The organism is Fusicatenibacter saccharivorans, from assembly GCF_015557635.1.
Taxonomy (GTDB): Bacteria; Bacillota; Clostridia; order Lachnospirales; family Lachnospiraceae; genus Fusicatenibacter; species Fusicatenibacter saccharivorans.
Window position 1 is genome coordinate 13,189 of sequence record NZ_JADNOP010000020.1, and the last position, 15,263, is coordinate 28,451.

Consider the following 15,263-nt stretch of genomic DNA (forward strand, 5'->3'; position numbering starts at 1 on the left):
CAGCATGACATCCGCATGTATTCGCCGCTTACGCTGGCCTACATCGGGGATGCTGCGTATGAGATCGTCATCCGCACGATTCTGGTGCGGAAAGCAAATATGCAGGTCAACAAGCTGCACCGCCATGCGGCAGGGCTTGTAAAGGCGGAGAAACAGTCGGCGATGATTGAAATTCTGGAGCCGCTGTTTACCGAAGAGGAAAAACAGATTTATAAAAGAGGCAGAAATGCGAAATCTTATACCAAGGCAAAAAATGCGTCCACGATCGACTACCGCCGGGCAACCGGGTTTGAGGCTGTGATGGGGTATCTGTACCTGAAAGGGGATTACAAGCGGATGATCGACCTGATCCGGGCAGGACTTGGCGAAGTGTGAGAGCAGATAAGATTCAGAAAATAAAAAAGAAGCGGCAGGGCAGTGGGGCTTTTGAAAAAGCAAAAGTTCCCACTGCTTTTGGGACCGCGGAACAGGAATGATATGAGAGAAAACAACAGAAACGACAAGAGAAATTTTGAGAGAAGAGACGGAAAAAAACGTGACTTTAAGGGGAAACGAGATTACCGTGACAGAGACAGAAAACAGGAAGTACAGCAGGCGGATGAGGAGTTTACAGGCGGCATGGTAGAGGGAAGAAACGCTGTCATCGAGGCGTTCCGCTCCGGCAAGACCGTGGACAAGCTGTTCGTCCTTGCAAGCAGCCAGGACGGCCCGATCCGCACGATCATCCGTGAGGCGAAAAAACACGATACCATCATCAATTATGTAGAAAAAGAACGTCTTGACGAGCTGTCCACCACCGGAAAGCATCAGGGTGTCATTGCACAGGTGGCTTCCTACAGTTATGCAACCGTTGAGGACATCCTCGCGCGCGCAGAGGAGAAAGGAGAGCCGCCATTTATCCTTCTGCTGGACGGCATTGAGGATCCGCATAACCTCGGTGCGATCATCCGTACCGCAAACCTGGCAGGCGCACATGGTGTCATCGTGCCGAAGCACCGCGCAGTCGGCCTGACAGCAACCGTTGCCAAAACGTCGGCAGGTGCATTAAATTACACACCGGTGGCAAAGGTGACGAATCTGGTGCAGACCATGGAAATGCTGAAGGAAAAGGGCATCTGGTTTGTCTGCGCGGACATGAACGGACAGAGAATGTATGATCTCGACCTCAAAGGACCGATCGGCCTTGTAATCGGAAATGAGGGAGAGGGTGTCAGCCGTCTGGTGAGAGAAAACTGCGACTTCACAGCCACAATTCCGATGAAAGGCGATATCGACTCTCTGAACGCTTCCGTGGCAGCCGGCGTGCTCGCTTATGAGATTGTAAGACAGAGAAGCTGCTAGAAATTGCGGAAAATCACATTACGCTCCGGCGGAAGAAAGATGAAGGATACAAGAGATATGATGGTGAAAGATTACGATACCTGTACGGATGAGGAGCTGATTGCGCGTCTGCGGGCAGGAGAACGCGAGATTACCGATTATCTGATCGACAAATACAAATCGCTGGTGCGGACCAGGGCGAGGGCGCTGTACCTGGTGGGCGGAGATCACGAGGATCTGATCCAGGAGGGCATGCTCGGACTTTTTAAGGCAGTGCGTGACTACAAACCGGGGAAGGAGGCATCGTTTGCCACCTTCGCCGGCCTGTGCATCGACCGTCAGATGTATTCTGCAGTGGCATCGTCCCAGCGCCAGAAGCATCAGCCGCTGAACAGCTTCGTCTCGTTAAGCGAACCGGTTTCCGAGCAGGAGCTGCGCCTGGTGGACGAGGAGACACCGGAGGAGATCATGATCAGCCGGGAAAACGTAATCGGCATGCATGAGCGGATCAAAGAACGGCTCAGCAAATTTGAGTACCAGGTGCTGGAATTGTATCTGAAAGGGTACGATTATACGCAGATTGCAGAAAAACTTGGAAAGCAGCCGAAGGCAATCGACAATGCACTGCAGAGAATCCGCAGCAAAGTGCGGGAGGTCTGTTCGTGAGATGGGAAAACGACCGAAAAAATTACGGCGAATTGTCAAAAGCGCAGGAAAATCTGTGAACAAATAAAAATTTTCAAATTTGTAGAAAAAACTGTTGACAATTCACTATAGTTTTGATAGAATACCAAATGTAGCAAGGAGCTAACAAAAAAACAAAACAACTTGCGAGTGCTGATGTGGCTCAGTCGGTAGAGCGTCGCCTTGGTAAGGCGGAGGTCACGGGTTCGATTCCCGTCATCAGCTTACTAAGAAAGATCCCGGGAAACCGGGATCTTTTCGTTATATAAAAAACAGCAGGAGATGGGTAGGAAGAAAAAGACACTATTACAAAAGGTACAGTTATGATTGTGAGGGAAAAAGAAGATGCGTCATTCGCTTGGGGGAAAGAAAGCTCGAATATAAGGATTCCAAAGGACAGGACTGTTATTTCTATTATTCGAACATTGCCGGAACCGATCTGGATATGCCGTTCTATGTCTGCAATGCCGAGTGTGTCAGCGGCATGAAAAAGAGAGAATCCAAATCGGAGACATTCAGCGCAAATCCGTTTGAATACGAATTCTTATACGCACCGCTCGGGGACAAGGGCGCTTACGCGTACCAACAGCCGTGGTATGGATTTTCGGTCAACAAAGACAGCGAAGAGAAAGAGATCGCGGTTGAGTTTCTGCGCTTTATGATGCAGGAAAAAGAGATCGACGAGATGGCCAGTATTAAAGGCCTGCCGTCGGTGGCAGAAAACGGAACCGACGAGCGGTATGCGGGGCTTCGGGATGCAAAAAATATTGAGGCAAGTTTTATCAACGACGGCAGCGTGCCGGATTCCATCCGCGCGGCATTGGAGCAGGTCTGCAATGACTTCGGAGCAGGCGTGTACGGCAATGCAAACGAGGCAGTGCAGGCGTTTGTGGAGCTGTGTGCAGAGAAATAAGATAGGAAAACGAGAAGAGCGACTCATTTGTGAAAACAATTGGGTCGCTTTTTGGTGCCAAAGATGGTAGAATAGGTACAACAGAAAAAATGAGGTGAAGAAAACAATGGAGTCAAAACGTAAGGTACTACAAAAACTGTTCCTTTCCACGCTGTATCTGAGTGCGTTTACGTTCGGCGGCGGTTATGTGATTGTGACGCTGATGAAGAAGAAATTTGTGGATGAGTACCACTGGATTGAGGAGAATGAGATGCTCGATCTGGTGGCGATTGCGCAGTCATCGCCGGGGCCGATTGCGGTGAATGGGGCGATTGTTGTCGGGTATAAGCTGGCGGGGATGATTGGTGTGCTGGTTTCGATTATTGGAACGATTATTCCGCCGTTTCTGATTATCTCTGTGATTTCGGTCTGCTATCAGGCGTTCCGGGATAATTTTTTCGTGAGCCAGATGCTCGAAGGAATGCAGGCAGGCGTCGGAGCCGTGATTGCATCCGTGACGTATGAGATGGGAGCCGGGGTTGTGAAAGAAAAAGATCCGCTGTCGCTGGTGATTCTTGTCTGTGCGTTTGCAGCAGCCTGTTTTTTCAAGGTCAACGTGATTTATATTGTACTGGTCTGCGGTGCCATCGGTGCGGTGCGGACGATTCTGGCGAAACGGAGGGGTGCGAAATGATTTATTTTCAGCTATTTTTAAGCTTTTTCCAGATCGGCCTGCTCAGCTTCGGCGGAGGCTATGCGGCCATGCCGCTGATTCAGGGACAGGTGGTGCAGGGACACGGCTGGCTTTCGATGTCGGAGTTTACGGATCTTATCACCATCTCTCAGATGACACCGGGGCCGATCGCAGTCAATTCGGCAACCTTCGTCGGAATTAAAATCGCAGGCATCCCAGGAGCGCTCGTGGCAACGTTTGGATGTATTCTGCCGTCGTGTATTCTCGTCACACTGCTTGCGAAGCTATATTTAAAATACCGCGAAATGGCAATGCTCCAGGGAATCCTCCACTCCCTCCGCCCGGCGGTTGTGGCGATGATCGGTTCCGCAGGGATTTCAATTCTGGTCACGGCGTTTTGGAGTAGTGAAGGAGATACCGTGATCCGGCTGGCGCAGACGAACTGGAGTCTTGTCGTGATCTTTATCATCAGCCTCATTCTGCTGCAGAAAGGCAAAAAGAACCCAATCTTTGTGATGGTACTGGCCGGGGTGATGAAGGTGGCAGTGGCGCTGGTGGAAAAATTTGCGGCATGCTGTGGGACGATTTTTTAAATTCAAAGGTGAATGCTTTTCAGGACGTATTAAACTCAAGAATATATATCGATAAAACAGGATTGCTGGAATACACCAACAGTGTGATTGACACAACATCGAAGTTTATCTGCAACAGCCGCCCCAGAAGATTTGGAAAATCGATCACAGCGGATATGATGACTGCGTACTACAGCAGAAGTCTGGATACAGAAGAAATGTTTGAAAAGCTTAATATTGGTCAGGCGGCAAATCAGAAAATACAGGATGAATATCAAACAGCAGATTCTTAATAGGGAAGGTAAACATAGTGTTATACATTATTTTTGATTTTATAATGGCAGTAATTATGTTTATGTCACTTCCTTTTATTGTTGGAATAATGGTAGATATCCGCCATCAGGGAATTGGGTGCTTTGCGGCATGGGTAATATGGGGAGTTATGCTTATCTTATCGTTGAGGCTGTTTGATGCTCTGAAATTAAGATGTCAAAAAAAGCCAGAAAAAAGATAAAAAGGATCTTTCTTTCTAAACATGAATCGTGTATAATAAGCATTACTGTTCGGGGCCTGCCTGGAGAAATCCAGAAAGGCTCCGATTTATGTCATTTATTTTATACAGCAAGAAAAGGGGGAAACCATGCAGAAACACAGAAAATTTATTGGGAACAAACGGTTTTACCTGATGGTACTTGGCGTTGCGATGCCGATTATGATTCAGAACGGTATCACCAACTTTGTCAGTCTTCTCGACAACATCATGGTAGGACAGGTCGGTACCGAGCAGATGTCCGGCGTTGCAATTGTCAACCAGCTTCTTTTTATCTATAACCTTTGCATTTTCGGAGGGGTATCCGGTGCAGGAATTTTCACTGCGCAGTATTTCGGACAGGGCAACGACGAGGGTGTGCGAAACACCTTCCGCTTCAAGCTCTGGATCGGCGTGATCCTGACGGCAGCGGCAATCACTATTTTCCTTGGTGCGCACGAGCCTCTGATTCGTCTCTACCTGACAGGAGATCAGGGAAGCCAGGACATGAATGCGACATTAGCCTATGGCATTTCTTATATGAAGGTCATGCTGGTAGGACTTCCGCCGTTCCTGTTTGTGCAGCTTTATGCCAGCACGCTGCGCGAATGCGGCGAGACGATGCTTCCGATGAAGGCCGGTATCACAGCCGTATTTGTCAATCTGATTTTTAATTATATTTTAATCTACGGAAAATTCGGCGCACCGCAGCTCGGAGTTGTCGGCGCGGCAGTTGCAACGGTGCTGTCCCGTTACGTGGAGATGGCGATCGTGCTGATCCGCACGCACGGAAACAAAGAAAAATATCGTTTTACGAAGCATCTGTACCGCACGATCCGTGTTCCGGCGGCTTTGACGAAACAGATCCTTATCAAAGGAACACCGCTGATGCTGAACGAAACGTTCTGGGCAGGCGGCGTTGCGATCCTGATGCAGTGTTACTCCGTGCGTGGACTGAATGTCGTAGCCGCGATGAATATCTCCAACACGATCTCGAACCTGTTCAACGTCGTTTTCATCGCACTCGGCGATTCCGTTGCCATCATCGTCGGACAGCTCCTCGGAGCCGGAAGGATGGAAGAGGCAAAGGATACCGATACGAAGCTGATCACGTTTTCCGTATTACTCTGCATTGTGATCGGCGCGCTGATGGCGCTCGTGGCTCCAATCTTCCCACGCCTCTACAACACGACGGACGAAGTACGCCACATGGCGGCAATCTTCATCGTGGAAGTGGCCATGTTCATGCCGGTCAATGCATTCCTGCATGCAAGCTACTTTACCCTGCGCTCCGGTGGAAAAACGATCATCACGTTCCTGTTCGACAGCGTCTTCATCTGGGTTGTCAGTGTGCCGGTGGCTTTCTGCCTGAGCCGTTTTACCGGACTTTCGATCTACGCAATCTACTTTATGGTTATGTCGGTTGACCTGATCAAGTGCGTGATTGGATTTGTCCTTGTCAAGAAAGGAGTCTGGCTGCAGAATATTGTGGCGGAGTAAAGAAAAAAATCTGTCTGTTTTCCAGTCTGAAAAGGATGGGAGGCGGGCAGATTTTTTGCTTTATAAAAAACTTTGTTGAATTTTACTGTAAAGCAAAAAAAGCCCTCCGGGCAGGATCGGACTGCGGCTGAGAGAAAGAAAAAGAGTATTTTTGATAAAATTTCGCAAATGAAGCAGCTGTTTTTGGTGGAAAAGTGGAAATTTTTTCATTAATCAAAACACCGGTTGAAATTTAGAGAACGCTTGTTATAATAGGGGTGCAGCGAACAGACATCCCGTGTGACGCGTGAATCTCTCTTCCTATTATTAATGAGACGCAGTCACACATGAAATGGAGGAAAAAAGCGATGGATTACGCAAAAGAATCATTAAAGATGCACTATGAATTACGCGGAAAGCTTGAGGTCACTTCCCGGGCGGCCGTAGATACAAAAGATGCCTTGAGTCTTGCCTATACACCGGGTGTGGCGGCGCCGTGCCTGGAAATTCAGAAAGATGTCAACAAGAGCTACGAGCTGACCAGAAGATGGAACACGGTAGCTGTTGTTACAGATGGAACCGCAGTTCTCGGACTTGGAGATATCGGCCCGGAGGCCGGCATGCCGGTCATGGAAGGAAAATGCGTGCTGTTTAAAGAATTCGGTGGTGTCGATGCAATCCCGCTCTGCGTGCGCAGCAAGGATGTGGATGATATTGTCAATACCGTGCGTCTTCTCGCAGGAAGCTTCGGCGGTGTCAACCTGGAGGACATCTCCGCACCGAGATGTTTTGAGATCGAGAAGAAATTAAAGGAATGCTGTGATATTCCGATTTTCCACGATGATCAGCATGGAACAGCCGTGATCACACTGGCCGGTGTCATCAATGCGCTGAAACTGGTTGGAAAGAAACTGGATGAAGTCAAAATTGTTACCTCAGGAGCCGGTGCAGCCGGAATCGCCATTATCCGCCTGCTGATTTCGATGGGTCTCAAAAACGTCATCATGACAGACCGCAAAGGTGCGATTTACGAGGGACGCGACGGCCTCAACCCGATCAAAGAGGAGATGGCGAAGATCACAAACTACAACCATGAGAAGGGCACGCTTGCAGAGGTAATCAAAGGAGCCGATATTTTTATTGGCGTTTCTGCGCCGGGTACGCTCACTCCCGATATGGTACGTACGATGGCAAAAGAGCCGATCATCTTTGCCTGCGCAAATCCGACGCCGGAGATTTTCCCGGACGAGGCGAAAGCAGCAGGAGCAGCCGTTGTCAGCACAGGAAGAAGCGATTACCCGAACCAGGTCAACAACGTACTCTGCTTCCCGGGCATCTTCCGCGGAGCGCTCGATGTGAGAGCATCTGATATCAACGATGAAATGAAGGTCGCAGCAGCTTACGCAATCGCAGGCCTGGTAAGCGATGAAGAGCTGAACGCAGACTACATCCTCCCGGCAGCCTTTGATCCGCGTGTCAAAGATGCGGTGGCAGCAGCCGTTGCAGAGGCAGCAAGAAAGAGCGGCGTAGCGAGAATCTAAACAGAGTTTGATACAAAAGAAAACGACAGAAAAAGGCTTCCCGGACAGCAAGGAAATCCGGGAAGCCTTTTTGCGTATCGTTAAGAAATTATGAAGGAAAGCAGCAGTTACATTCAGCCAGCCAGATCGTCTTCTGCCGGCAGTTCCGGTCCGGTCAGAGCGTACGGATCGAGAATGTCGTCGAGCTGTTTCTGTGTCAGCAGTTCGTCTTTCAGAACCAGAGAAGTAACACTCTCGCCCGTCTTCAGCGATTTCTTTGCAATCGAGGCCGCTTTCTGGTATCCGATATACGGGCAGAGCGCCGTTGTGATGCCGACACTCTTCGAAACGAGATCCTCGCATCGTTTCTCATTTGCGGTAATGCCGAGAATACAGTTCTTCACAAGCGTATTCACAGCGCCTGTCATCGAGGTGATGGAAGAGAACAGGGAGTAGAAGACAACCGGCTCAAACGCGTTCAACTCCATCTGGCCAGCCTCAGCCGCCATCGTGATTGTGGTGTCGTTTCCGATGACATGGAAGGCAACCTGTGTCACAACCTCCGGGATAACCGGGTTGATCTTGCCCGGCATAATCGAGGATCCGTTCTGCATCGGCGGCAGGTTGATCTCGCCGAATCCGGTCCGCGGTCCGCTGGACAGCAGGCGCAGGTCGTTGCACATCTTGGAGAGGTTGACGGCGCAGGTCTTTAACGTGTTGGAGATCGTCACAAATCCGTCGAGGTTCTCCGTCGCGTCAAACAGATCGTCCGCCTGCATCAGCGGATAGCCTGTCACAGCAGCGAGGGTCGGTACGATGTGGTGGAGATAGTAATCGGAAGCATTGATCGTCGTACCGATGGCTGTTCCGCCGAGGTTCAGGGTGAACAGCTCTTTTCTGGCGCATTCGATCCGGCGGATATCACGCTCGATCATCGTTGCGTAAGCGTGGAAGCTCTGGCCGAGACGCATCGGAACGGCATCCTCAAGCTGGGTTCTTCCCATCTTTAAAATGTGGTCAAATTCCTGGGACTTATCGAGCAGTGCTGCGTGGAGTGACTCGAGCGCATGCAGAAGATCCGGGAGCAGATCGAGTACGGTCAGTTTTCCTGCACTTGGGATAACGTCGTTTGTGGACTGTGCCATGTTGACGTGGTCATTCGGGTGGACAATGGTATAATCACCCTTGGTGCCGCCCAGGATTTCGATGGCGCGGTTTGCGATGACTTCGTTTGCGTTCATATTGGCACTCGTTCCGGCACCGCCCTGGATGCCGTCAACGATGAACTGGTCTTTTAATTTGCCGGCAATGATTTCATCACAGGCATAGATAATGGCAGCCGCTTTTTCCTCCGGCAGTCTCTGTGCTTCGCGGTTGGAGATGGCAGCTGCCTTTTTAATTTTCGCCAGATTCTGGATCATGACCGGGTGGATCGACGTTCCCGTGATGGGAAAATTCCGTTTTGCCCGCAGGGACTGTACCCCGTAGTAGGCGTCGGATGGGACTTCAAGGGAACCAATGGAATCTGCTTCAATTCTTGTCTTCATAATAATCTCCTTCTTTCTGCACGCATTGAGTTGTGTATATTGTCTGAAACAATTCTTGCTTTGCCTTTCGATACCGGAAGAATAACACCAGGGCAGAAATTTGTAAATACCGCCGCCGAAGAACTGTGGAATCTTATTTATTTTTGTATTTGATTTTAAATACCAAGGGAAAGAGGCACTTTTACTTATTTTTCGAAAGCAGTTTCCGCGAGGACACGTTTTCGTAGACAAAAAACGGCGAACGTGATATGCTGAACAGTATAAAAGTGAAAAAACAGGAGAGCAGCGTATGAAACATGAAAAAAGCAAGAACGATGCGATGCGCCATGAGCTCGATCACATCGATGCAAAAATCTTGAATCTCCTTCGGGAAAATGCCAGGATGCCGCTGAAAGAAATCGCGGAACACGTATTTTTATCCTCCCCGGCAGTTTCCGCCAGAATTGAGCGGCTGGAGAAGGAAGGCTACATTACAGGATATCAGGTCAAATTAAATCCGGCGCTTTTGGGATATCCGATCAAAGCGTTCATCAACCTCGAGGTTGAGCCGGTTCAGAAAAAAGAATTTTATCCCTATATTGAAAAGGTCCACAATGTCGTGGAATGTAATTGCGTTACCGGTGATTACTCCATGCTCATTGAGGGCCTTTTTGTTAGCACCATTGAGCTCGACCAGTTTATCGGCGAGCTGCAGCATTTTGGACGGACGCGGACGCAGATCGTGTTCTCGACCTCCGTGGAGCACCGCCAGGTGACCGCACACGAGGCAGAAGAATAGGCACCGGTCCGCTCCGGCGGCTTTGTGTACCGAAAAAAATGCTTTGCAGGAGAATGCTTTTGTGTTATAGTGATAGAATACACAGAGCATTTTGCGCCCTTTTCGGGACAGTGCTCCAAACGAAAAGATTCGAGGGAGGCCTGACCTTATTATGGAAGAAAAAGAAGTTGTTTCCAAAAATTTTATCGAGCTTGCGATTGACAAAGATCTGGCAGAGGGCGTTTACGACCATGTATGCACACGATTCCCGCCGGAGCCAAACGGCTATCTTCATATCGGACATGCAAAATCCATCCTGTTAAACTACGGTTTATCACAGGAGTACAACGGAGAGTTCCACATGCGTTTCGATGATACAAACCCGACGAAAGAGAAAACCGAGTTTGTTGATTCCATCAAAGCCGATATCCAGTGGCTTGGTGCAGACTGGAAAGATCATCTGTACTACGCATCCGATTATTTCCCACAGATGTATGAGGCAGCCGTAAAACTGATCAAAAAAGGAAAAGCATTCGTCTGCGATCTGTCCGCAGAGGAGATCCGTGAGTACCGCGGAACCTTAACCGAGCCTGGAAAAGAGAGCCCGTACCGCAATCGTTCCGTGGAGGAAAACCTGGACCTGTTCGAGCGCATGAAAAACGGCGAATTCGAGGACGGAAGCAAAGTACTCCGTGCGAAAATCGATATGGCATCACCGAACATCAACATGAGAGACCCGGTTATCTACCGTGTAGCCCATATGCATCACCACAGAACCGGCGATACCTGGTGCATCTACCCGATGTACGACTTCGCGCATCCGATCGAGGACGCCATCGAAGGCATTACCCATTCTATCTGTACGCTGGAGTTTGAGGACCACCGTCCGCTGTACGACTGGGTTGTACGCGAGCTGGAATATCCGATGCCGCCACGCCAGATTGAGTTTGCAAAGCTGTATCTGACCAACGTGGTTACCGGAAAACGTTACATCAAAAAGCTGGTAGAGGACGGCGTGGTAGACGGCTGGGATGACCCGCGTCTCGTATCCATCGCAGCACTCCGCCGCAGAGGCTTTACACCGGAGTCCATCAAGAAATTCGTAGATCTGTGCGGTGTATCAAAAGCAAACAGCTCCGTTGACTATGCGATGCTGGAGTACTGCATCCGCGAGGATCTGAAGCTGAAAAAAGCCCGTACCATGGCAGTCTTAAATCCGGTGAAACTTGTCATCGACAACTATCCGGAAGACCAGATTGAGATGCTGGAAGTACAGAATAACCTCGAGAATCCGGAGCTTGGCAGCCGTCAGGTACCGTTCGGAAGAGAACTGTACATCGAGCGCGAAGACTTCATGGAGGAGCCGGTCCGCAAATACTTCCGTATGTTCCCGGGCAATGAAGTCCGCCTGATGAACGCATACTTCGTCACCTGCACCGGATGCGAGAAAGACGAGAACGGAAATATTACCGTAATCCATGGAACGTACGATCCGGAGTCCAAGGGAGGAAATTCCCCGGACGGAAGAAAAGTAAAAGGAACAATCCACTGGGTAGCAGCAAAGACCGCCGTCAAAGCAGAGTGCCGTCTGTACGAAAACCTGATCGACGAGGAGAAGGGCGTTTACAACGAGGATGGTTCCATGAACCTGAATCCGAATTCCCTGACCGTATTAAAAGAGTGCTATCTGGAGCCGTCTTTAAAAGATGCGAAAGCATATGACAGCTTCCAGTTTGTCAGAAACGGATTCTTCTGTGTAGACGCAAAAGATTCCAAAGAGGATGCGCTGGTGTTCAACCGTATCGTATCCCTGAAGAGCTCTTTCAAGCTGCCGGCAGCGAAATAAATAAGAATTTTGAAATGGAACAGAGCAGCCGCCTGGATGAAACCGACATCCCAAGCGGCTGTTCTTTTTGTCAGGGGAGATGGGAAGATGAATGAATTGACGATTTCGCTGGATCCGCATCGGAAGACACCGCTCTATGAGCAGATCTACGGTTTTATCCGCGAGGAAATCCGCGGCGGACGGATCCGTGCAGGGGAGCGGCTGCCGTCGGCGCGGGCGCTTTCGGGCTATCTGTCGGTGAGCCGGAGTACCGTGGATCTGGCGTATGAGCAGCTGGTATCCGAAGGGTATCTGGAGAGTGTGCCGTGCAAAGGCTACTTTGTCTGTGAGATTGAGGGGCTGTACCGCCTCGATGAAAAGAAAGAGGAGACAAAAGAGGATGATGCCGCGGAACAGATGCCGTTCCGCTACGATTTTGCCGTGACCGGTACGGCGCCGGGCGGATTTCCGCAGAACAGCTGGAAGAAGATCTCGAAAGAAGTCCTGCTGGACGCAGATGACAGCCTGTTCCAGCTCGGGGATGCGAAGGGCGAGCACGGTCTTCGGGAGGCAATCCGCGACTATCTGCACCACGCACGCGGCGTGAACTGCCGCACGGAGCAGATCATCGTCGGAGCGGGAAATGATTATCTGCTGATGCTGCTTTCGGTGATCTTAGGGCGTGGCCATAAAGTGGCGATGGAAAATCCGACCTACATCAGTGCCTACCGCTGTTTTGCGAAGCTCGGCTATGCGATGTGTACGATTTCGATGGACGAAGCGGGCATGCGGCCGGCGGAGCTGGAAAAAAGCGGGGCGGATCTGGCGTACATCATGCCGTCGCACCAGTTCCCGATGGGCATGGTCATGCCGATGAAGCGGCGGATGCAGCTCCTTGCGTGGGCATCGAGGGAAAATGGGCGGTATCTGATTGAGGATGATTACGACAGTGAATTCCGCTACAAGGGCCGCCCGATCCCGGCACTGCAGGGCAATGACACAGAGGGAAAAGTGATCTATCTTGGAACGTTTTCGCGGGCGATTGCGCCGTCCATCCGCATCAGCTACATGGTGCTGCCGGAGACGCTGCTGCCTGCCTACGAGGAGAACGGAAGATGCTTTTCCGCGACAGTTTCGAAGACGGACCAGAAGATTCTGGAAGAGTTTATGCGGAGCGGCGCGTTCGAGCGCCATCTGAACCGGATGCGTGCACAGTATAAAGGGAAACACGACCTGCTGATCCGGCTTCTGAAGGAGTTTGGGCGGGAGTACACGGTGTCCGGCGAGAATGCGGGAGTCCATGTGCTGGTCCACCTGCCGAGAGGACTTTCCGAAGCGGAGGCGGTGCAGCGGGCAAAAGAGGATGGCGTGCGCGTGTACGGGCTGGAACGGTACTGCATCGGCGCTGCCGCAGATCCCGCACAGGGCGGCACAGTGCTGCTTGGGTACGCCGGGCTTTCTGAGGAGGAGATTGCAGAGGCAGCTGCGATTCTGAAAAAGTGCTGGAATGCGTGAAAAAAGATATGAAAAAAACGGATTGCTTCGCCAGTAACAAAAGCTGACGGAACAATCCGTTTTTACTGTTCGATAGAGAGTTACAATGCGGACAGGATCAGCAGCCCAGCTCTTCGGTCAGCTCGCAGATCTCATCGATGATCGATCCAATCGTCTCGATCGTATCGAGAAGCGGTGCATCCGTCGAGATATCAACGCCGGCCATTTTTGCCAGCTCTTCCGGTGTCTTCGTGCTTCCGGCGGTCAGTACCTTTTTCCAGTCATCGACAGCGGTCTGGCCTTCGGTTTCGATGCGCCTGCAGACCTGTGTGGCAACGGTCAGTCCGGCGCTGTAGGTGTAGGAGTAAAGTCCCATATAGTAATGCGGCTGGCGCATCCAGGTGAGCGCTGCGTCATCGGAAATTTCCACATCATCGCCCCAGAACTTCTGCAGGGTCTCTTTCATAATGTTGCTTAACGTCTCAGCCTGTACGCTGTCGCCGGCATCGATGAGCTTGTAAACCTCGCGCTGGTAAGCAGCCTCCATCAGATGGGTGACGAAGTTATGATAATATGTGTTGCTGATCATACAGCTTAAAACCCAGCGGCGGAACCGTTTGTCCGGGGTCGTTTTCAGCAGATAATGAGCCATAAGAAGCTCGTTCATGGTAGACGGCGCCTCGACAAAATAAGAGGAAACCTCGGTATCGAGAATCGCCTGTGCGCCGTTGCAGAGACGGAAATGGCCGGCGTGGCCGAGTTCATGCGCCAGCGTGAAAACATCTGCCATGCGGTTATTCCAGCTTAAGAGAATAAAGGAACCTTTTCCGTACGGGCTGGCACAGAAGCCGCCGGTGGATTTTCCCTGGTTCTGTGCAAAGTCAACCCAGCGTTTTTTGTAGGCCTCCTGAATCATGGAAACGTAATCATCACCGAGAATGGCAAGGCCTTTTTCGATGTACTGTTTTGATTCCTCGATCGTGACAGACGGATCGTACTCCGGGTCGACGGCGATTTTCAGATCGGCGAAGGTCATGCGGTCAAGGTTGTGAACCTTTTTCAGCAGGCGGGCATATTTGCGCATATGCGGAGCCAGGCGGGTGGTGATGAGATCGATCTGGCGGTTGTACAGCTCACGGCTGACCTGCTGCGGGAACAGCAGAGAATCGATGACGGAATTGAAGCCGCGCAGCGTGGCCATGGTCTTTTCTGTCTGCAGCTGGGCATTGTAAGCAGCTGCCGTTACATTTTCGTACTGTCTGATTTTTGTAGAAAAGGCGGAGAATGCACTGCGGCGGATATCGGTGTCTTTTTCGTACTCGTAATTATCCTCAAACAGGGAGTAGCCGAGCGGATATTCTTTTCCGTTTACGGTGAAAGAATCAAATTTCATATCGGCAAGCTTTGCCATGTTGTAGATCTGGTACGGAGCCGAGAAGGTCTGGGAAAGAGCGGAAATGGCACGCTCGGTTTCCGGGCTCAGGCGGTGTGCCTTGTTGCGGAGAATCTCGGCGAGATAGCAGCGGTTCGTATCTGACTGCTGCATGGCCTCGTTCAAAACATCCTCGGACTGTTCGGAAAGCTCGCTCTCGATAAAGGTGAGACGGCTGAAAATCTCAGAGATCAGGCTGTTGATGCGGTCGTTGCGCGTCTGGTTTGCACTGTTGTAATAGTCGACAGAAACGGCGAGATCGCAGTAGTTGGCGGTCAGTGTGATCAGACGGTAGACCTCCTGGTAATCGTCGAGGCAGTGGTTGATCGTGGCTGCATCGGTGAGGTTTCCTTTGTAGGATGCTTCCATAGAAAGACTTAATTCTTTCATTTTCTGCGCATCAGCCAGCATGGCCTCCTCGGTTGTATAAATTAAAGACAGGTCCCAGGTAAGTTCTACAGGAACGTCATCGCGTTTTGCAAGTTCCATAACAATCTCCTTTCCATAAAAAAGGGGAG

Annotated in this window: 14 protein-coding genes and 1 tRNA gene; 13 read left to right on the top strand and 2 right to left on the bottom strand. The window is 50.6% G+C overall.

All coding sequences use genetic code 11. The features are described from left to right. Nucleotides 1-15: 15 nt before the first annotated feature. From I2G42_RS14305 to I2G42_RS14350, 10 genes are all read left to right on the top strand, one after another. Entirely contained in the window at nt 16-375 is a 360-nt protein-coding gene (locus tag I2G42_RS14305) for a Mini-ribonuclease 3 (RefSeq protein WP_055221333.1), read from the top strand. Nucleotides 376-618: 243 nt separating this feature from the next. After that, entirely contained in the window at nt 619-1,341 is a 723-nt protein-coding gene (gene rlmB / locus I2G42_RS14310) for a 23S rRNA (guanosine(2251)-2'-O)-methyltransferase RlmB (protein WP_055221331.1), read from the top strand. 39 nt (nt 1,342-1,380) lie between these two features. Beyond that, nucleotides 1,381-1,986, top strand: a complete 606-nt coding sequence (sigH, locus tag I2G42_RS14315; protein ID WP_226906387.1) for an RNA polymerase sporulation sigma factor SigH — start codon at nt 1,381-1,383, stop codon at nt 1,984-1,986. A 170-nt stretch (nt 1,987-2,156) separates the two neighbouring features. Continuing rightward, a tRNA-Thr gene (locus I2G42_RS14320) sits at nt 2,157-2,229 on the top strand. Between the two features lie 133 nt (nt 2,230-2,362). Continuing rightward, nucleotides 2,363-2,917, top strand: a complete 555-nt coding sequence (locus I2G42_RS14325) for a hypothetical protein (RefSeq protein WP_117804330.1) — start codon at nt 2,363-2,365, stop codon at nt 2,915-2,917. 106 nt (nt 2,918-3,023) lie between these two features. Beyond that, complete coding sequence (locus I2G42_RS14330) at nt 3,024-3,590, top strand: chromate transporter (RefSeq protein WP_117804329.1); 567 nt, start codon at nt 3,024-3,026, stop codon at nt 3,588-3,590. Further along, on the top strand, nt 3,587-4,183 hold the full coding sequence (locus tag I2G42_RS14335) for a chromate transporter (protein WP_022463074.1): 597 nt from the start codon (nt 3,587-3,589) through the stop codon (nt 4,181-4,183). The genes I2G42_RS14330 and I2G42_RS14335 overlap by 4 nt, the downstream gene beginning before the upstream one ends. Continuing rightward, nucleotides 4,162-4,455: an AAA family ATPase gene (locus tag I2G42_RS14340; protein ID WP_022463075.1), complete on the top strand. Its 294-nt coding sequence runs from the start codon at nt 4,162-4,164 to the stop codon at nt 4,453-4,455. The genes I2G42_RS14335 and I2G42_RS14340 overlap by 22 nt, the downstream gene beginning before the upstream one ends. Before the next feature lie 347 nt (nt 4,456-4,802). Then, complete coding sequence (locus I2G42_RS14345; protein WP_022463076.1) at nt 4,803-6,191, top strand: MATE family efflux transporter; 1,389 nt, start codon at nt 4,803-4,805, stop codon at nt 6,189-6,191. Nucleotides 6,192-6,538: 347 nt separating this feature from the next. Further along, nucleotides 6,539-7,711, top strand: coding sequence for an NAD(P)-dependent malic enzyme (locus I2G42_RS14350; protein WP_022463077.1), 1,173 nt, complete (start codon nt 6,539-6,541; stop codon nt 7,709-7,711). Between the two features lie 113 nt (nt 7,712-7,824). Here the strand turns inward: I2G42_RS14350 and I2G42_RS14355 are convergent, their stop codons facing one another. After that, on the bottom strand, nt 7,825-9,237 hold the full coding sequence (locus tag I2G42_RS14355; RefSeq protein ID WP_022463078.1) for an aspartate ammonia-lyase: 1,413 nt from the start codon (nt 9,235-9,237) through the stop codon (nt 7,825-7,827). Nucleotides 9,238-9,526: 289 nt separating this feature from the next. On the opposite strand from I2G42_RS14355, the gene I2G42_RS14360 reads away from it, so the two are divergent. From I2G42_RS14360 to pdxR, 3 genes are all read left to right on the top strand, one after another. Then, a complete protein-coding gene (locus I2G42_RS14360; RefSeq protein WP_022463079.1) occupies nt 9,527-10,015 on the top strand; it encodes an Lrp/AsnC family transcriptional regulator in 489 nt (162 codons plus the stop codon). A 151-nt stretch (nt 10,016-10,166) separates the two neighbouring features. Continuing rightward, a complete protein-coding gene (locus I2G42_RS14365) occupies nt 10,167-11,840 on the top strand; it encodes a glutamine--tRNA ligase/YqeY domain fusion protein (protein ID WP_022463080.1) in 1,674 nt (557 codons plus the stop codon). 87 nt (nt 11,841-11,927) lie between these two features. Further along, a complete protein-coding gene (gene pdxR, locus I2G42_RS14370) occupies nt 11,928-13,334 on the top strand; it encodes a MocR-like pyridoxine biosynthesis transcription factor PdxR (RefSeq protein WP_055267548.1) in 1,407 nt (468 codons plus the stop codon). A 97-nt stretch (nt 13,335-13,431) separates the two neighbouring features. Here pdxR and pepF read toward each other — a convergent pair whose 3' ends face one another. Next, nucleotides 13,432-15,234 carry an oligoendopeptidase F gene (gene pepF / locus I2G42_RS14375; protein WP_022463082.1) on the bottom strand — a complete coding sequence of 601 codons (1,803 nt, stop codon included), beginning with the start codon at nt 15,232-15,234 and terminating at the stop codon, nt 13,432-13,434. Nucleotides 15,235-15,263 lie beyond the last annotated feature (29 nt).